16 protein-coding genes and 1 tRNA gene are annotated in these 17765 nt (G+C 70.7%); 11 read left to right on the top strand and 6 right to left on the bottom strand.

Annotated elements, in window-relative coordinates:
- The first annotated feature begins 17 nt into the window (after positions 1–17).
- From C9F13_RS05290 to C9F13_RS05270, 5 genes are all read left to right on the top strand, one after another.
- The gene (locus tag C9F13_RS05290; protein WP_108445135.1) at positions 18–881 is read left to right on the top strand and encodes a follicular epithelium yolk protein subunit; all 864 of its coding nucleotides are present in this window, start codon (positions 18–20) and stop codon (positions 879–881) included.
- A gap of 396 nt (positions 882–1277) precedes the next feature.
- Positions 1278–1715, top strand: a complete 438-nt coding sequence (locus tag C9F13_RS05285) for a VapA/VapB family virulence-associated protein (protein ID WP_108445134.1) — start codon at positions 1278–1280, stop codon at positions 1713–1715.
- A gap of 360 nt (positions 1716–2075) precedes the next feature.
- Positions 2076–2510 (top strand): META domain-containing protein, encoded by a 435-nt coding sequence (locus tag C9F13_RS05280; protein WP_108445133.1) that lies wholly within the window; start codon positions 2076–2078, stop codon positions 2508–2510.
- A gap of 265 nt (positions 2511–2775) precedes the next feature.
- Positions 2776–2997 (top strand): hypothetical protein, encoded by a 222-nt coding sequence (locus C9F13_RS05275; RefSeq protein WP_108445132.1) that lies wholly within the window; start codon positions 2776–2778, stop codon positions 2995–2997.
- Positions 2998–3129: 132 nt separating this feature from the next.
- Complete coding sequence (locus C9F13_RS05270; RefSeq protein ID WP_108445131.1) at positions 3130–3627, top strand: SRPBCC family protein; 498 nt, start codon at positions 3130–3132, stop codon at positions 3625–3627.
- A 43-nt stretch (positions 3628–3670) separates the two neighbouring features.
- On the opposite strand, the gene C9F13_RS05265 is transcribed toward C9F13_RS05270, so the two are convergent.
- Positions 3671–4951, bottom strand: a complete 1281-nt coding sequence (locus C9F13_RS05265) for an MgtC/SapB family protein (protein WP_108445130.1) — start codon at positions 4949–4951, stop codon at positions 3671–3673.
- A 169-nt stretch (positions 4952–5120) separates the two neighbouring features.
- On the opposite strand from C9F13_RS05265, the gene C9F13_RS05260 reads away from it, so the two are divergent.
- Positions 5121–8195, top strand: a complete 3075-nt coding sequence (locus C9F13_RS05260) for a bifunctional diguanylate cyclase/phosphodiesterase (protein WP_108445129.1) — start codon at positions 5121–5123, stop codon at positions 8193–8195.
- Between the two features lie 31 nt (positions 8196–8226).
- Here C9F13_RS05260 and C9F13_RS05255 read toward each other — a convergent pair whose 3' ends face one another.
- Positions 8227–10191: an acyl CoA:acetate/3-ketoacid CoA transferase gene (locus C9F13_RS05255; protein WP_108445128.1), complete on the bottom strand. Its 1965-nt coding sequence runs from the start codon at positions 10189–10191 to the stop codon at positions 8227–8229.
- 129 nt (positions 10192–10320) lie between these two features.
- Here C9F13_RS05255 and C9F13_RS05250 point away from each other — a divergent pair, with 129 nt between their 5' ends.
- The gene (locus C9F13_RS05250; protein ID WP_108445127.1) at positions 10321–10779 is read left to right on the top strand and encodes a translesion error-prone DNA polymerase V autoproteolytic subunit; all 459 of its coding nucleotides are present in this window, start codon (positions 10321–10323) and stop codon (positions 10777–10779) included.
- Positions 10776–12050, top strand: a complete 1275-nt coding sequence (locus C9F13_RS05245; RefSeq protein WP_108445126.1) for a Y-family DNA polymerase — start codon at positions 10776–10778, stop codon at positions 12048–12050. Before C9F13_RS05250 ends, C9F13_RS05245 begins: the two co-directional genes overlap by 4 nt.
- 70 nt (positions 12051–12120) lie before the next feature.
- Here C9F13_RS05245 and C9F13_RS05240 read toward each other — a convergent pair whose 3' ends face one another.
- Positions 12121–12795, bottom strand: coding sequence for a Fe2+-dependent dioxygenase (locus C9F13_RS05240; protein WP_108445356.1), 675 nt, complete (start codon positions 12793–12795; stop codon positions 12121–12123).
- A gap of 124 nt (positions 12796–12919) precedes the next feature.
- Here C9F13_RS05240 and C9F13_RS17455 point away from each other — a divergent pair, with 124 nt between their 5' ends.
- Both C9F13_RS17455 and C9F13_RS05230 read left to right on the top strand, forming a co-directional pair.
- The gene (locus C9F13_RS17455) at positions 12920–14023 is read left to right on the top strand and encodes a hypothetical protein (RefSeq protein WP_157955167.1); all 1104 of its coding nucleotides are present in this window, start codon (positions 12920–12922) and stop codon (positions 14021–14023) included.
- 145 nt (positions 14024–14168) lie between these two features.
- Complete coding sequence (locus tag C9F13_RS05230; RefSeq protein WP_108445125.1) at positions 14169–14663, top strand: hypothetical protein; 495 nt, start codon at positions 14169–14171, stop codon at positions 14661–14663.
- 94 nt (positions 14664–14757) lie between these two features.
- Here the strand turns inward: C9F13_RS05230 and C9F13_RS05225 are convergent.
- Positions 14758–14833: transfer RNA gene (locus tag C9F13_RS05225), tRNA-Thr, on the bottom strand.
- Between the two features lie 39 nt (positions 14834–14872).
- Positions 14873–15691, bottom strand: coding sequence for an acyl-CoA thioesterase (locus tag C9F13_RS05220; protein WP_108445124.1), 819 nt, complete (start codon positions 15689–15691; stop codon positions 14873–14875).
- Between the two features lie 85 nt (positions 15692–15776).
- Here C9F13_RS05220 and tadA point away from each other — a divergent pair, with 85 nt between their 5' ends.
- Positions 15777–16265 (top strand): tRNA adenosine(34) deaminase TadA, encoded by a 489-nt coding sequence (gene tadA / locus C9F13_RS05215; RefSeq protein WP_108445123.1) that lies wholly within the window; start codon positions 15777–15779, stop codon positions 16263–16265.
- Here tadA and mltF read toward each other — a convergent pair.
- Complete coding sequence (mltF, locus tag C9F13_RS05210; RefSeq protein ID WP_108445122.1) at positions 16262–17725, bottom strand: membrane-bound lytic murein transglycosylase MltF; 1464 nt, start codon at positions 17723–17725, stop codon at positions 16262–16264. The two genes, tadA and mltF, sit on opposite strands and share 4 nt — an antisense overlap.
- Positions 17726–17765: the final 40 nt, after the last annotated feature.

Here is a 17765-nt window from a genome sequence, read left to right as displayed (position 1 = left end):
GATAGGGGGAGCGGATCATGGGGATCAGCTTCAGTGTCGTGGCCGGCCAGGACGAGTCGGCATCGAGCGTCAACGCGTCGGGAACCGTGCAGCACGTGATCACGGATGAGGAGAGGACCACCTTCCGCCTGGGCGACAAGCAGCTCAAGGATGCCGTGAAGGCCTATTTCGGGAAGAGTCCCAACGATGCCTACCTGCACAGCCCCACGCCTTGGCACGACCTCTACAAGACCTACAGCTGGCCGCAGGTGCAGATGGTGCTGGTGGTGAAAAGCGCCGAGATCCTCGGCATCACGTCCGAGCCGGTCATCGTCAAGACACAGGAGTTCGTCAACAGCAGCAGCCAGAAGGGCACCTTCAACGTGGGCATCTCGGAGTCGGTGAACAACACCACCTCGTCCAACTGGAGCACGGGGGGCACGCTGTCGATCGGCCAGAAGTTCTCCTACAGCGTCAAGTTCCTCGGCGAGGGCGCCGAGGGCGAGACCTCGCTGTCCTACAGCCAGTCATGGGGCGTCGGCGGCCAGGAGTCCAAGTCGATCACCGTCGGCTCCACCAGCGGCGTGAGCGTGGCGCTCGAGCCCGGGGAGTCGGTGCTGGCCGAGCTCTCCGCAAGCCGAGGCGTGATGAAGGTGCGCATCCGCTACAACGCCTACCTGATCGGGAGCACGGCCATCAACTACAACCCCACCTACAAGGGGCACCATTTCTATGGCCTGGGGATCGGTGGGGTCATGGCGAAGGGAGGCATCGCCAACGCCGTGGTGTCGACCGAGGATATCGAGATCGGCTACTACTCGAACTCCAAGATCGAGCTGAAGGACAAGGTGACGAAGGCCCTGAAGGCCTCCCATCGCCTGGCCGATGCGCCCGGCCGCTAGCCCCGCCTGTTCTTCTCCTGGCTTCACCCTCTCGCGCGATCTCGGGTGACGGGGGAAGACGGGACGCGACTGGCCGCCATCGAGTGGCCGCTCCCGCCTGCGCGGGGGCGGCCATGTCGCGTCATCGTCGTGCATCGACGAGCCGCCACGGCGAGAGGGAGCTGATCCCGAGATGATGCGGCCCGCGAGATGACGTTCATCCTGTCGCCGCCGTCCGGCGAATCGGGCATCACGCCCCCTTGCGGCGGCGACGCGTCCGGAACGAGGCTGATCCCAGCATGATCCTGTGGCGCGGTGCGGCGGCGACTGTACTGAAGGAGCCAGCGGGACCCCTCCGACTGGCGGGAGACCGGACGATTCCGGTATCCATCGCACACCGCTACAGGAGCAACACCCATGAACATGGCGCAGGAAGTGAGCCGGGAAGTCATCGCCCACGACTTCATTGCCGGCATGCACGGCAAGCTCGACCAGAACAAGATCGCCGAGGCCAGCAAGGCCCTGATGGCCACGCAGGCGGCACACTCGGCCAATGGCTCCGTTGCCAGCCTGATCTTCTATCTGCAGTTCCAGGTCAACATCAATGGCGGCAAGACCTTCGACGGCAAGGCCGGCGGCATCTCCACCCCGGGAGGCGGGGCGCTGTTCGGCAACGTCTACACCGACGACCTGGATCGGCTCTATCGTGACACGACCAGCTTCGAGTACCAGGGCACGCCGGTGTACCTGAGCGTGCTGTTCTTCGACAAGCACAGCACGCTGCTGGGGCACTTCCAGTCTGGCGCCGTCTCCACGGTGATCGGCGTGGGAGGCGGGTCGGGGCACTGGTCCTAGCCCCCTCTGGAGCGCCTGGCCGTCCCCGCGTCCACGGGGGGCGGCCACGTCGCCTTGGCGGCGGTCAACGGTGTCCCGAGGAGGCTTCCTTCCCGACCTTGTGGAGGCGACGCGAGGCTCATCCACAGGCCCCGGCGTGCGGGCCTTGCCATGCTGCTGGCGAGCCCCGCACGCCAGCGCTGCCGGGCGAGGGCGTGGCAAGGAGTGAGGTCGCCGCCACACCCCGTCTATGCTGGGGATGGGAGGCGGCGGATCCAGAAGCCGGCGCGGCGCAGGGGGCCTGCGGCGATCGCCACGGGCAGGGAACCTTATGGATCTCAGCGGTCTTAGCGAAGTCACTTAATCCATAAGGAACGACGCATGAAACGGATCATCCAGGTATCGGCAATGCTGCTGGTGGCGCTGCTGCTAGCGGGGTGTGCCTCCACGGCACGCACGGTGGACGAGCCGCTGGTGAACACCTACTGGAAGCTGACCCATCTCAGCGACGCGCCCGTCACGGTGGTCGAGCAGCAGCGCGAGGCGCACTTCGTGCTGCGTGTCGACGACCAGCGCGTGATGGGCTCCACCGGCTGCAATCGCATGACCGGGAGCTATCGGCTGGAGGGCGACGCCCTGAGCTTCGAGCAGCTGGCAAGCACCCGCCGGGCGTGCGCGGACGGCATGCAGACCGAGCAGGCCTTCCTCGACGCGCTGGGCCGGGTGGCCGAGTGGCGGATCGAGGGCCAGCAGCTGACGCTGGTCGATGCCGGCGGCGAGGTGCTGGCGCGCCTCCAGGCCGTTCACCTCACCTGAACCGACGCCGCGGCCGGCCAGGCGCCGGCCGTCAGGCGGCGAGTCATCTCTCCAGCGAGCCCCCTCTCCAGGTAGGTCGACCGCAGCCCCGGTCCCGCGTGCCGATGCCTGGCCTCGATGTGAGCCGCGACCAGCGTCACGACGATCAACGGGGCTGTGGCGGAAGCCGCGATGACTACACTGCAGGCGAGGGGGCGTCTCCCTCTCGTTGCGTCCCGGCACCCCGGGTGCCGGCGGTTTCCCCACTCCTGTTGCGGAGATTGTCATGACACAGACCGTTACGGCTGCCTACGGCAGCATCGACAAGGCCATCAACGCCTTCGATGAGCTGGTCTCCGAGGGCTACCCCCGGGAGAAGCTGTTTCTCGACCGGCAGACCAGCGAGGTCAAGGTGATCGTTCCCGAGGCGTCCCAGCCGGAGGCGGAAGCGATCCTCAATCGCCACGGCCCCGACGAGATCTCGGCCCGGCCCTACGAGACCCCCTAGCCCAGGCCAGGGCGACGCGCTCCGCGTGGCAAGCCTGGTGCCTGTGCCTGCTGCAGGCCTCCGTCCGGTCGCGTATCCGGTATCGGGCCGGGGCGTCGCGACCGGCGGACGATCGAGGGTGCGCCGCCAGCCATGACCAGGCACTCGAGACCCACGGAGCTTTGCTACCTCACCACCTGGTGGTTCGAGGCGCCCCTCGATCGCGTCTTCCGGGCGCTCGTCGATATCGGCGACTGGCCCGCCTGGTGGAAGAGCCTGCGCGCCGTGGAGGAGCTGGCACCGGGGGATGCTCGCGGCATCGGTCGGCGTTATCGCTGCCGCTGGCGCAGTCGCCTGGGCTACCGCCTCTGCTTCGAGGTGTGCGTGACGTGCGTGGTGCCGGGCCGGCTGATCGAGGGCGTGGCCCGGGGCGACGTGCGGGGGACCGGCCGCTGGCGCCTGAGCGAGACGCGAGGGGTCACCCGGGTGCGCTATGAGTGGCGGGTGCGTCCCGTCCGGCCCTGGATGGCGCTGGTCGCGCCGCTCGCCGAGCCGGTGTTCGCCTGGAACCACCATGCCGTGATGCGCGATGGCGCCCTGGGCCTGGCTCGGTGGCTCGACGTGCCGCTGCTCGCGATCGAGCGGCAGTGAGCCGCGTGCGGGCATCGAGGGACCATTTTCGAGGACGCGCCGCTCAGACCAGCCAGGCGAGTGCCAGGCCCGCCGCCATCGAGGCGACCATCGGCAGGGCGACGCGCAGGCCGAGCCGGCGCGTGCCGAAGGCGGTGGCCAGCCCCGACTTGAAGAGGTTGTTGACCGCGGCGGCGATGATGATCCCCAGCACCGCGGTCGAGGGCGCGATCCGCTCCAGCGACATGCGGGTCAGCGAGAGGGTAATGGCGTCCACGTCGGCCACACCCGAGGAGGCCGCCAGCAGGTAGATGCCGGCCTCGCCGAGCCCCTCGCGCAGCCACTCGCCGAGCAGCATGATCAGCGCCAGCAGGCCGCCGAAGAGTAGCGCCGTGCGCAGCTCCAGGGGGTTCTGGATCGGGGTCGGGCGGTCGACCCGGAGGCTGCGCCGGTGGCGGCGCCAGAGCTGCAGCGCCGGCAGATAGAGCAGCAGGCCCATCACCGCGATCGGCATCAGCAGCCGGGGCAGCAGGCCCGGGCTGATCACCGCGGCGTAGATCAGGATCCGCGGGAACATGGTGCCGCAGGCCACCAGGATGCCGGCGGCCAGCATCGCTTCGATCTCTTGGCTCTGGCGCGACAGCCGGGCGAAGTGCAGGGTCAGCGCCGTGGAGGAGGAGAGGCCGGCGAAGAGCCCGGTGAAGAGGATGCCCTTCTCGGCGCCTCCCACGCGCATGGCGAAGTAGCCGACGAAGGAGATCGCGGCGATCAGCACCACCATCCACCAGATCTCGTAGGGATTGAGCACCTCGCCGGGGCCGAAGCCGCGGTCGGGCAGCAGCGGCAGCATCACCACGCTGATCAGCAGCAGCTTGAGGCCGGCATCGAGCTCGTGGGCCTGCAGCTTGTTCAGCAGGCCGTGGATCTCGTGCTTGTTGTCGAGGATCACGGCGGTGATCACCGCCCCGGCGGTGGCCAGCGCCAGGTCGATCGCCATCGCCACGGCGCCGAAGCAGAAGGTCAGCAGCAGCCCCACCAGTCCGGTGATGCTGTAGTCGTGGTGGCGCGCCAGCCTCGCTTGCCAGGCGACCAGCACGGTGGCGACCAGGGCCAGCAGGATCAGCGGGAAGGCCCAGTCGCTGACGGCCTCGGAGAGCAGGGCCGCGAGCCCGCCGAGCAGGCCGACGAGCGCATGGGTGCGGATGCCGGCGATGCGCTCCCCGGACTGCTGCTCCCGGGCGACCCAGCCGCGCTCGATGCCGATCAGGGCGCCCAGCAGCAGCGCCACGCCCAGGCGCAGCGCGGGTTCGTTGGCGATCAGGAAATCGCTGGCGACATCGTCCATGGCGACGGCGTCCTCGTGTCATCCGGTGACCGGCGGCTGCCTTCAGGGTGGCCGCTTGGTGCCGTCGCTTCAACGTCGGCGGGCCCGAGCGGCGCGAGGGACGACAGCCGCGGACAATCCAGTACACTGAATGAGCCCCTCTGGCGATCGGACAAGGATATCGGGCGGCATGAAGGACGCTTCTCGCACGGACGACACGCGCCGCGGCTGGCCCCGGCGGAACGCCGTCGGCATCTACCTGCTGGCGCTGTTGGCGCTGGCCGCCTTCCTGGCTTGGGTGCTCGTCGATCATCGCCAGCGCGAGCTCGAGGGCGCCCGGGTGCGCCTCGAGGCGCGAGCCGACCTCGTGGCCGAGTGGGTGAGCACCACCTTCGCGGTGGGCGAGCAGGCCCTCGGCGACCTGTCGCAGCTGCTCGAGCGCCGCCTGGCCAAGGAGCAGGCGCTGGCGCCTGCCGATCTCGAGGCCCTGCTGGCCGAGCGGCGGGATCGCTTCGCCTTCATCGACGAGCTGGGCCTGGTCGACGCCGCGGGGCGCGTCGTGGCCTCCTCGGCCTCCTACTGGCCCCCCGGCCACGACCTCAGCGGGCGCGCCTTCTACCTTGCCATGCGCCGCGATCCTCGCCTCGACGCCCTGGTGACGGCGCTCTACTGGTCGCCGTTCGGCGAGACCTATCACCTCGTGCACGTGCGCCGCCTGCGCGGGCCGGACGGCCGCTTCCAGGGCCTGGCCGTGCTGCGCCTCGATCCGACGATCTTCGGCGCCGCGCTGGCGCGACTGGGCATGACCCCGGGGGAGAGCATCGCCCTGCTCGACACCGAGATGCAGCTGATCGCCCGCCGGCCGGCCTTCGACGGCGGCGGCGCCATGGACCGGCTCGGCGTGCGGGTCCACGAGCCGCTGACCGAGGCCTTCCTGGCGAGCGGCGAGGCCGCCAGGATCCAGCGCATCGTCTCGCCCCTGGACGGCCGCGAGCGGCTCTATGCCCAGCAGCGCGTGTCCGGCCTGCCGCTGCTGGTGGTAGTCGGCGAGGAGCTCGAGGTGCTGCTGGCGAACTGGTGGCAGCGGCTCTGGCTGCTGGGCGGCGTCTTCCTGGTGGTGGCCCTGCTGGGCGGGGGGCTGCTGCGCCACTACCTCGGCCTGCGCCGCCTGGAGAGCGAGCTGCGCTGCCGGCTCGAGGAGCGCGAGGAGGCGCGGCGTTCGGTGCTGGAGCGCGAGGCGCGGCTGCGGGCCCTGGTCGGCTCGATCCAGGACATGATCTTCGTCTTCGATGCCGAGGGGCGCTTCGTCTACGTGCATGCCGTGGACCGCGACCAGCTGGTCGGCGACGCCGAGGCGCTGTTGCATCGCCACTACCGCGAGGTGCTCTCGGCGGACGTGGCGCGCCAGCTCGATCGCGCCCTGGAGGAGTTGCGGGCCAGCGGCGAGCCGGTGGAGTTCGACTATCGCGTCACCCTGGCCGGCGTGCCGCGGGACTTCCACGCGATCCTGAGCCCGCTCGACGAGGGCGGCGCCTTCGGCGGCGTGCTGGCCGTGGTGCGCGAGGTCACCGAGACGCGCGCCACCGAGGCCCAGCTGCGCATCGCCGCCATGGCCTTCGAGACGCACCTGGGGATGCTGGTCACCGATGAGCGAGGCGCGATCCTGCGGGTCAATGAGACCTTTACCCGCATCACCGGCTACTCCGAGGCGGAGGTGCTGGGGCGCGACCCGAGCCTGCTCAGCTCCGGGCGCCACGACGACGCCTTCTATCGGGCGCTCTGGGAGAGCGTGCAGCGACATGGCAGCTGGCAGGGCGAGATCTGGAACCGCCGCAAGAACGGCGAGGTCTTCCCCGAGTGGCTGACCATCAGCGCGGTGCGCGACGACGCCGGCGAGCTGACCCACTACGTGGCCACCTTCAACGACATCACCCGGCGCAAGGCGGCCGAGGAGGAGATCCACCAGCTCGCCTTCTTCGATCCCCTGACCGGGCTGCCCAACCGCCGGCTGGTGCTGGATCGCCTGGCCGGGGCGCTGAAGGACAGCTACCGCAGTGGCCAGTTCGGGGCGCTGCTCTACCTCGACCTGGACAACTTCCAGCGGGTCAACGATACCCGCGGGCACCAGGTCGGTGACGAGCTGCTGCAGCAGGTCGCCCGGCGGCTGGATCGGGTGCTGCGCGAGACCGACACCCTGGCACGGCTGGGGGGCGACGAGTTCGCCGTGCTGCTGCACGACCTCGGGCGCGACCAGGCGCAGGTGGCGGTGGTGGCCGAGCGGGTCGCCTACAAGCTGCTCGGCGCGCTGCAGGCGCCGATGCGCCTGGCGGGCGGGGAGCTGGCGGTGACCGCGAGCCTCGGCATCACCCTCTATCGCGACCGTGAGACGACCCTGCAACAGGTCCTCCAGCAGGCCGACATGGCGCTCTACAAGGCCAAGGAGGCGGGCCGCGATACCCTGCGCTTCTTCGACCCCGTCATGCAGGCCCAGCTGCAGCGGCGCGCGCGGCTCGAGGCCGACCTGCGCCAGGCGCTGGCCCGGGGCGAGTTCCTGCTCCACTACCAGCCCCAGGTGGGCGCCGACGGCCGGATGGTCGGCGCCGAGGCGCTGCTGCGCTGGGTGCACCCCGCACGCGGCATGGTCCCGCCCGGCGAGTTCATCCCCCTGGCCGAGGAGAACCGGCTGATCGTGCCCATCGGCGGCTGGGTGCTGGAGTCCGCCTGTCGGCAGCTGGCAGCCTGGGCCAATGAGCCGGCCATGGCCGACCTGACGCTCTCGGTCAACGTCAGCCCCGCGCAGTTTCGCGAGCCGGGGTTCGCCGACCGGACCCTGGCCGTCCTGGCGCGTACCGGGGCCCGGCCGTCGCGCCTCAAGCTCGAGGTCACCGAGAGCCTGTTCGTCCAGGACCGCGACGAGTCCCGCGAGACCATGCGGCGCCTCAAGGCGCACGGGGTGACCTTCGCCCTGGACGACTTCGGCACCGGCTACTCCTCGCTCTCCTACCTCAAGCGCCTGCCGCTGGACCAGCTCAAGATCGACCAGTCCTTCGTGCGCGACCTGCTCAAGGACGAGGCCAGTGCGGCGATCGTCGCCAGTACCATCGCGCTCTCCCAGAGCCTGCAGCTGGAGGTGCTCGCCGAGGGGGTCGAGACCGAGGCCCAGCGGGCCTGGCTGATGGCCCACGGCTGCGAGGCCTTCCAGGGCTACCTCTTCGGCCGGCCGGTGCCGGTCGAGGAGCTCGCGGCGACGTGCCCGGCCACCTGAGCCGCGCCCCGCGAGGCGACGGGTGGCCCTGTCACTCCTTCAGGTGCTGGCGGGCCTCCTCGGCGCTCTCGTAGATGTGCGGCGACACGGCGCGCTCCTCCAGGGCGTGGCCGAGCTTGCGGCGCATGAAGCCGCTGGTGGTGTAGCGGGTCACCCGGGTGTAGAAGCGCGCCTCGAGGCCGCGCACCATCTCGGTGTAGGGGGCGAGCAGGGCGTCGTCGATGCGGCAGTGGTCGTAGTTGACGATCGCCTGGACCCGGCGGCCCAAGGGCGCGAGGCGGCGCTCGACCTCCCGCTCGATGGCGTCGATGTCCGCCGGGGAGGCGACGCGCAGGTGCTCGAAGTTGATGAAGAGCACGTCCTCGTCCTCGTCGAGGCTGAAGCGCTCGGCCAGCGGCCGCTCCAGCAGCGCCTCGGCGAGCCCCATGGGTTCCTCGTGGAAGATGCGCGCGTCCATCCGGCGGGGCGGCTCGGGCATCAGCGGGGTGAAGTCCATCAGCGCCAGCACGTCGCGCTCCAGGTCGACGCCGGGGGCGATCTCGGTGAGGGCGAGCCCTTCCGGGGTGAGCTCGAACACGGCCCGCTCGGTGACGTAGCAGACCGGCTTGCCGTCCGCGGCGGCCAGCGCCCCGCTGAAGGTGCGCTGCTCCACCTCGGTGACGAACTTGCTCTGGCCCCCCGCGGGCAGCCTCAGCGCCCCGTCGACGACGGTGAGCGTCTCCCTGGTGGCGACGAAGGTGCCCATGAATACCACCCGGCGGGCGTTCTGGCTGATGTTGATGAAGCCGCCGGCGCCGGCCAGCCGCGAGCCGAAGCGGGAGACGTTGACGTTGCCGCTGGCGTCGACCTGGGCCATGCCGAGGAAGGCGATGTCGAGCCCGCCGCCGTCGTAGAAGTCGAACTGGGCCGGCTGGTCGATGATCGCCTGGGTGTTCAGCGCCGCGCCGAAGTCGAGCCCGCCGGCCGGCAGGCCGCCGATCACTCCGGGCTCGGCGGTCAGGGTCAGGTGCGCGAGCAGGCGCTCTTCGCTTGCCACCGCGCCGACCCCCTCGGGCATGCCGATCCCCAGGTTGACCACGCTGTTGGGCCGGAGCTCGAAGGCCGCGCGCCGGGCGATGATCTTGCGCACCGAGAGCGGCAGCGGCTCGGGGGTCGCCTGGGGCGCCCTGATCTCGCCGGAGAAGGCCGGGTTGTAGGCGGTGGCGAAGGTCTGTCGGTGGTGTTCCGGGTCCTCGCAGACCACCACGCAGTCGACCAGCACGCCGGGGATCTTCACGTCCTTGGGGCGCAGGGTGCCGGACTCGGCGAGGCGCTCCACCTGCACGATCACCACGCCCCCGGAGTTGCGCACCGCCGTGGCGATGGCCAGCGCCTCCAGGGTCAGGGCCTCGCGCTCCATGCTGACGTTGCCCAGGGTGTCGGCGGTGGTGCCGCGCAGCAGCGCCACCTGCAGCGGCAGGGCACGGTAGAAGAGGTACTCCTCGCCGTCGATGGGCAGCAGCGAGACGCGCTCCTCGACGGTGACGTCGTTGATCCGGCCGCCGCCCAGGCGCGGGTCGACGAAGGTGCCGAGCCCCACCCGGGTGAGGGTGCCGGGCTTGCCGGCGGCGATGTCGCGGAAGAGGTGCGAGATCACCCCCTGGGGCAGGTTCCAGGCCTGGATGCGCCCCTCGAGGGCGAGGCGCTGCAGGGCCGGCACCAGCCCCCAGTGGCCGCCGATCACCTTCGCCACCAGTCCCTCGTGGCCCAGGTGGTTGAGCCCGCGGGTCTGGCCGTCGCCCTGGCCGGCGGCGTACATCAGGGTCAGGTCGCGGGGCTCGCCGCTCTCCAGGAAGCGCTCCTCCAGGGCCACGGCGAGCGCCTCGGCGAAACCGATGCCGACGAAGCCGCCGGTGGCGACGGCATCGCCGTCGCGGATCAGGTTCACGGCCTCGCGGGCGGAGACCACCTTGCCCTTCTCGGCGAAGGGCTGGCGGGAGAGCAGGGGATGGGGCATGGCCGGCGTCCTGGTGAGGGTGTCGTGATCTGCCTTCACCCTAGCACGCCGCCCGGCGGGCGGCGGGACTTGCCAGCGGGAGGGGAGTGGCGAATACTGTACATGAATACAGTATTAGTGGAGGTGCCCATGAGCTCGACGACGTCTCCTGCCGTGCGGCCGATCGGTCGCGCGGCGGCGCTGCCGGGGGCGGCGACCCAGCCGCTGATGGGGTGTCGGGTGCGGGCCGGCTTCCCGAGCCCGGCCGACGACCACCTCGACGTGGAGATCGACCTTCACGCCCACGTGGTGCGCCGCCCGGCCGCCACCTACTTCGTGCGCGCCGAGGGCGACTCCATGCTCGGCGACGGCATCCACGACGGTGACCTGCTGGTGGTGGACCGCAGCCTGGAGCCGCTGCCCGGGCGGGTGGTGGTGATCGCCGTGGACGGCGAGCCCACCGTGAAGCGCCTCGAGCGCCGCGGAGAGCGCACCTTCCTCGTGGCCAGCAACCCGCGCTTCGCGCCGATCCCCCTGGCCGGGCGCGAATGCCAGGTGTGGGGCGTGGTCACCCACGTGCTCCACGCCCTGCCGGGGGGCGAGCCTTGATCGCCCTGGTCGACTGCAACAACTTCTACGTCAGCTGCGAGCGGGCCTTCGCGCCGCGCCTGGAGGGGCGACCGGTGGGCGTGCTCTCCAACAACGACGGCTGCGTGGTGGCGCGCTCCAACGAGCTCAAGGCGCTGGGGGTGGCCATGGGCGCGCCCCTGCACCTGCTGCCGCCGGCGATCCGCCGCCAGGCGGTGCTGCTCTCCAGCAACTACGCGCTCTACGGCGACATGAGCCGGCGGGTCAACCGGATTCTCGAGGAGTTCTCGCCGGACGTGGAGGCCTACTCCATCGACGAGAGCTTCATTGGCTTCTCGGGCTTCGCGACGGAGGGCCTGGAGGCCCACGCCCAGCGGCTGCGCGAGACGGTGCGCCGCGATACCGGCATCCCGGTCTGCGTGGGGCTGGCGCCGACCCGGGTGCTGGCCAAGGTGGCCAACCACGCGGCCAAGAAACAGGCGGCCTTCGAGGGCGTCTGCCGGCTGGACGCCGACGGGCCCGCCACCCGCGCGCTGCTCGAGGGGCTGCCGGTGACCGAGCTGTGGGGCGTGGCGCGGCGCACCGCCGAGCGGCTGGCGCTGATGGAGATCCATACCGCCTGGCAGCTGCGCGAGGCCGATCCCAAGCAGGTCCGCCGCCGCTTCTCGGTGGTGCTGGAGCGCATCGTCTGGGAGCTGCGCGGACGCCCGGCCATCGTGCTCGACGACCTCGAGGCGCCGCGCCAGCGTATCATGGTCTCGCGCTCCTTCGGCCGGCTGACTGGGGCCTTCGCCGACTTGCAGGAGGCGGTGCGCCAGCACGCCGCCCGGGGCGCCGAGAAGCTGCGCGGACAGGGCAGCCAGGCCCGGGCGGTGATGGTCTTCCTGCGCACCAACCCCCACCAGGTCGGCGAGCGCCAGTACCGCAACAGCGCGGTGGTGCCGCTGCCGGCCCCCAGTGACGACAGCCGGGAGCTGCTTGCCGCCGCCGCCCGGGGGCTCGCGGCGATCTTTCTCGAGGGCGTGCGCTACCAGAAGTGCGGGGTGATGCTGCTCGACCTGGTGGAGGCCGAGCGCCACCAGCTCTCGCTGCTGGCGCCGCGTCGCGAGGCCGAGCGCGGGCGCAGCCAGCGGCTGATGGCGGCGGTGGACCGGCTCAACCGCGAGATGGGCCGCGACACCGTGCGCTTCGGCCTGCCGCGCACGGGCACCGCCTGGGCGCTGCGCTGCGAGCGGCGCACGCCGCGCTACACCACCCGCTGGGACGAGCTGATGCGCGTGCGCACCGGCTGAGGCGCCCGCCGGCGGGGCGACGCCTCAAGTGTCGGCCCACATCCGCCTCAGATGTCGGCCCACACCCGCCTCAGGTGTCGGCCCACATCCGCAGCAGGTTGGCGAGGCTCTTCGAGAGGGTGTCGAAGGTCGCGGTCTTGCCGCTCTCCTCGAAGAGGCGCCGGCGGGTGGAGTCCAGGTCGAAGAGCACCTCCCGCTGCTGGGGGTCGCGGACCAGGCTCTGCGCCCAGCCGACCGCCGCCAGGCGCTCGCCCCGGGTGACCGGCTCGACCCGGTGCAGGGTCGAGGAGGGGTAGAGTACCAGCGAGCCGGCCGGCAGCTTGAAGGTCTGCTCGCCGCCGGTGGTCTCGATCAGCAGCTCACCGCCGTCGTAGCTGGCCGGGTCGCCGAGGAAGAGGGTGAAGGAGATGTCGGTGCGCATGGCGCCGGCGGGACTGCCCATGATCGCGTCGTCGACGTGGTTGCCGTAGCTCATGCCCGTCTCGTAGCGGCTGAACATCAGCGGCTTCATGCGGCGCGGACGCACCGCCATCTGGAACAGCGCATGGCGCTGGAGGTGGCCGGCCACCTCCTCGCGCAGCGCGCTGACGGCGGGATGGCTACCCTCGGCCTGGCGGTTGTGCTTGACCGTGCGGGCATGCCAGCCGGCGGTCTCGCGCCCGTCCTGGAAGGGCGTGTCGGCCAGGGTGGACTGGATGCGCTGAAGCAGTTCCTCGGGAATGATCTGGGCGATGCAGAGGATCACGATCGACTCCATGGGGGTGGGGGTAGCCCCAGTATATCTTAATGAAAAGGATTTGCGTTCCGTAGTCGAGCGGTACTATCGTTTCGTCGCGGTGTCTGCCGCCCAACTTCATGTCACGAGACCCATGCAACGAGAGGAAGCGCGCATCATGGCCACTACCCGCACCAAGCTCTGGATCGGCGTCGGAACGAGTGTCCTGCTGGGCACAGCGAGCGCCGGCTGGGCCGACAGCGTCGAGGCCCACGAGGGCGAGATGAACGCCGCCGAGCAGAGCCAGCACCACGAGGGTGGCGAAGGCGGCGAGCAGGGCCGTCACCACGAGGGTGGCGAAGGCGGCGAGCAGAGCCAGCACCACGAGGGTGGTGAAGGCGGCGAGCAGGGCCGTCATCATGAAGGCGGAGAAGGCGGAGAAGGCGGAGAAGGCGGAGAAGGCGGAGAAGGCGGAGAAGGCGGAGAAGGCGGTGGCCTGGGCCCCGATCCGCTGGCGGTCTTCTCCGGCTGGGAGGCTGCCCAGGGCGGTGAAGGTGGCGAAGGTGGCGAAGGCGGCGAGGGCGGTGAAGGCGGCGAGAACGCCGCAGCACCCGCCGACAACCCCGGCGTCACCTACACCCGCCTGGCCATGATGCAGGGACATCTCGAGGTCGCCCGCGAGCTCTACCGCCAGGGTGAGAAGGACGCCGCCGTGGTGCACTTCGCTCATCCTCTGGACGAGCAGTACCCGTCCGTGGAGTCAGCCCTGGCGTCCCGGGGCGTCGACGAGGCCGTCCACGCCTCGCTCGAGACCCTCGAGCAGGGCGCCCGCGAGGGGCTGGGCTGGGAGGCGCTCGAATCGCGCTACGCCGAGGTCGAGACCACCCTCGAGGAGGCCATGGCCACCACCGAGGCAGCGCTGCTCGAGGACCCGGCCTTCGTCAGCCGGGTGCATCGCGCCCTGATCACCGCCTCGCTGTACGAGTATGCCGAGGCCGTCGAGGAGGGCGAGTTCTCCAACGTCGTCGAGTATCAGGACGGGCGCGGCATGATGCAGGTGGGACGCCAGCTGCTCGAGCGCCAGGGCGAGGTGTTCGGCGAAGGCCAGGACGCCGAGGGCTACCAGACCCTGCTGAGCGCCTACGACGAGGTGCTGCAGGCCTGGCCCTCGGCCGAGGCCCCGGCGCAGCCGGCGATGAGCTTCGGTGAGCTCTCAGCGGCCGTCTTCCGCCTGGAGCAGCTGCTGGGCGAGTACTGAGGCACGACCCGCCGTCGTCATCCCGCGGGCATGACGACGGCGCGGCAACCGACGAGATCGCCGACGCCTGGCGTCAGCGAACGCCCATCCGGCGCCGGGTTCCCCTGGCAGGCTGCTACCCTGTGGGTCTGCCAAGGAGGAGCGCATGCGATACATGGCGATGGCGTTGCTGCTCCTGCCGCTGATGGGGCAGGCGCAGATCATGAAGTGCCCGGACGGTTCCTACCGCGACCGCTGCCCGGGAGGCGAGGCCTTCCAGGGCGGCGGCGTCTCCCATTACGAGGCGCCCGAGCCGCGTTCGTTCTCCCCGCTGCCCGACACCGACCGCTCCCGGGCCGGTGGCGACCCTCGAGGCACCGCATCCACGCGACCCTCGTCGGGCCCGAGCTCGGTGGCCGAACGCGCCCGGGGCATGGGCATCAGCCGTAACGAGCTGGTCAAGGCCCGCAGCCGCGGGACCATCCTGATCGGCATGGAAGAGAAGGACGTGATCGACATTCTCGGCACGCCGGACGACGTGGATACCAGCGGGGGATATGGCTCCCGCTGCAAGACGATGCACTGGTACGACCGCCGCGACGACCTGCCCGATTACGTCAGCACCTGCGATGGCCGGGTCGATTACTTCAGCAACGGGTGATCACCGGCTAAGCGGGCTCCCTGTCGGGACCTCGGGCGTCCATGAAAAACGGCCACCGCCCCGAGGGGTAGTGGCCGTTTTTTCGTGATCTTTCTGGTGCCGCAAAGAGGACTCGAACCTCCGACCTACGCATTACGAGTGCGTTGCTCTACCAGCTGAGCTATTGCGGCGCAGAGGCAGGATAGCGCCGGGCCGGGCGCGCTGCCAAGTCAGGTGCGCAGCCGGGTCAGCCCCTCCTGGGCGCTGGAGGCGACCAGCCGGCCCTGGCGGTCGTAGAGGCTGCCGCGGGCGAAGCCGCGGGCGCCGCCGGCCCAGGGGCTGTCCATGTCGTAGAGCAGCCAGTCGTCGACCCGCACGTCGCGGTGGAACCAGAGGGCGTGGTCGAGGCTGGCGATCTGCAGCCGCGGGTCGCGAAACGCGATGCCGTGGGGCACCAGCGAGGTGGTCAGCAGGTTGAAGTCGGAGCTGTAGGCGAGCAGGCTGCGCTGCAGCGCCTGGTCGTCGGGCAGCTCGCCCACCAGGCGGAACCATAGGCGCTTGCGGGCGGCCTGGCCGGGCTCGGCGCTCTCGTCGATGCGCAGAAACTCGATGGGATGGCCGGGGAAGCGCTCGAGGCGGGCGTCACCCTCTTGTTGCAGGGTCTCGGGCGCGGGCACCGCGGGCGCCGTCGTCTGGTGCGCGATGCTCTCCTCCGTACCGTGGAAGGAGGCGCTGCAGAAGAAGATCGGCCGCCCCTTCTGGATGGCGGTGATCCGGCGCGTGGTGAAGCTGCCGCCGTCGCGCACCGCATCCACCTGGTAGACCACCGGGCGGTGCGGGTCTCCCGGACGCAGGAAGTAGCCGTGCTGGGAGTGGACTCGCCGGCTCGGCTCGACGGTCTGGCTGGCGGCCGAGAGGGCCTGGCCCAGCACCTGGCCGCCGAACAGCTGCGGCAGCCCGAGGTCCTGGCTGCGGCCGCGAAACAGATTCTCCTCCAGGGTCTCGAGACCGAGCAGGTCCACCAGGGCGTTCAGGGCATCGGGTGTCATCGTTCCTCCGGGCGGTGGCGTGCAGGGACGCCACCGGTATCATACGATCGTCTTAATGCCATCCAGTCTACGGGAGTTCCGCACAGTGCGCAGCGACGAGTTCTACATGCATCGGGCGCTGGACCAGGCCCGGCGGGGCCTGGACGCCGGCGAAGTGCCGGTGGGGGCGGTGGTGGTGGATGCCGCGGGCGAGATCGTCGGCGCCGGCTTCAATGCCCCGGTGGGCGGCCACGATCCCAGCGCCCACGCCGAGATCCAGGCGCTGCGCGCCGCCGGCGAACGGCTCGGCAACTACCGGCTGGACGGCTGCACCCTCTACGTGACCCTCGAGCCCTGCCTGATGTGCACCGGGGCGATCATCCATGCCCGCCTGGCCCGGGTGGTCTACGGCGCGGCCGAGCCGCGCAGCGGCATGGTCGAGTCGAAGGCCAACCTCTTCGCCCAGCCCTGGTACCACCACCGGGTGACGGTGGAGGGCGGCCTGCTGGCCACCCGAGCGTCGCGGCTGCTCAAGGCGTTCTTCGCCGCCCGTCGAGGAAGGGCGGAGCACGATGGCGAGCGCGACGACGGCTAGAGGACCGGGGGCACCTGCTCGAAGAGCTCGAGGTCGGTCCGGTCCGGCAGCCGGGCGTTGAGCTCGTGGAACTGCTCCTGGCTGCGGTCGAGGTAGGCCAGGATCTCGTAGTAGCGGCGGATGTTGCGCACGTAGATCACCGGCTCGCCGCCCCGGGCGTAGCCGTAGCGCGTCTTGCTGTGCCACTCGCGCTCCTGCAGCAGCGGCAGCGAGTCGCGCACGTCGCGCCAGCGATCGGGGTCGCCGCCGCGCATCTCGGTGATCCGGCGGGCGTCGTAGAGGTGGCCGAGGCCGACGTTGTAGGAGGCCATGGCCATGAACAGGCGGTCGTCGCCCTCGATCGAGGCCGGCAGCCGCTCCTCGATCTGGCGCAGGTAGCGGGCGCCGCCGTGGATGCTCTGGGCCGGGTCGAGGCGGTTGTCGACGCCGAGGTCCCCGGCGGTGGCGTTGGTCAGCATCATCAGGCCGCGCACCCCGGTGGGGGAGGTGGCCCGGGGCTCCCAGTGGGACTCCTGATAGCCCAGCGCGGCCAGCAGCTTCCAGTCGAAGCCGGTGTTGCGGGCGGCCTCGCGGAACAGGTCGCCAAAGCGCGGCAGGCGCTCGCGGGCGTGGGCGATGAAGGTGCGCGCGCCGACGTACTCGAGGTAGTCGTCGTGGCCGAAGTAGCGGGCGACCAGGGCGTCGAGCTCCTCACTCTGGCGTAGCTGATCGAGAAAGCGATTGGCCTCGCTGACCAGCCCGAGCCCCCGGCCGGCGGGGAAGGCCCAGGCCAGGGAGAGCGGCTTGCCGAGCGTGAAGCCGTCCTCGACCTCGGGGAAGAACAGCCGGTTGAGGCGAAACTGGTGCTCGAAGATCACCGCGGCGTCCAGGGTGCCGCCGGCCACCTGGCCGAGCAGCTCGGCCACCTCCAGCTCGGCGGACTCCTTCCAGCTGAGCCACGGATGCTCCGCCTGCAGCTCGCGCAGTACACGGTCGGTGCCGGCGCCGCGCAGGGTACCGATCTCCAGCCCCTCCAGGTCCTCGATCGCCTCCGGCGGGTGCAGGCCGCGACGATAGACCAGCAGCGGCTGCAGCGGCATGATCGGCCGGCTGAACAGCACGCCCTCGAGGGTCGGGTCCAGGGGCAGGGCGGCCGCACCCAGGTCGCCCTCCTCGCGCACCGCCTCGAGCACGCCGGGAATGTAGTGGTCGGCGTCCAGGGTCAGGCTGACCCCCAGGTGGTCGGCGAAGCGGCGCACCAGCTCGTACTCGAACCCGGTGGGCCCCTCGCGCCCCTCGTAGTAGGTGGTGGGGGTGTTGCGGGTATGCACGCTGAGGAAGTCCCGGGCGAGTACCTCCTCGAGGTGCGACGCCTCCGGTGGGCCGCCCCGGTGGGGCAGCAGCGCCAGCAGCAGGGCGCTGCACAGCAGGGCGGTCCCGCGCCAGTGGCGCCGGGAAGGGGCGGTCGCGAATGCGGGCATAGGAGCGGTGTGCGGCGATGAGACCGTCAACCATAACCAG

Source organism: Halomonas denitrificans (genome assembly GCF_003056305.1).
GTDB lineage: Bacteria > Pseudomonadota > Gammaproteobacteria > Pseudomonadales > Halomonadaceae > Halomonas > Halomonas denitrificans.
Note: the sequence above shows the minus strand (reverse complement) of the source record. Positions and strands in the feature narration are given on the sequence as shown.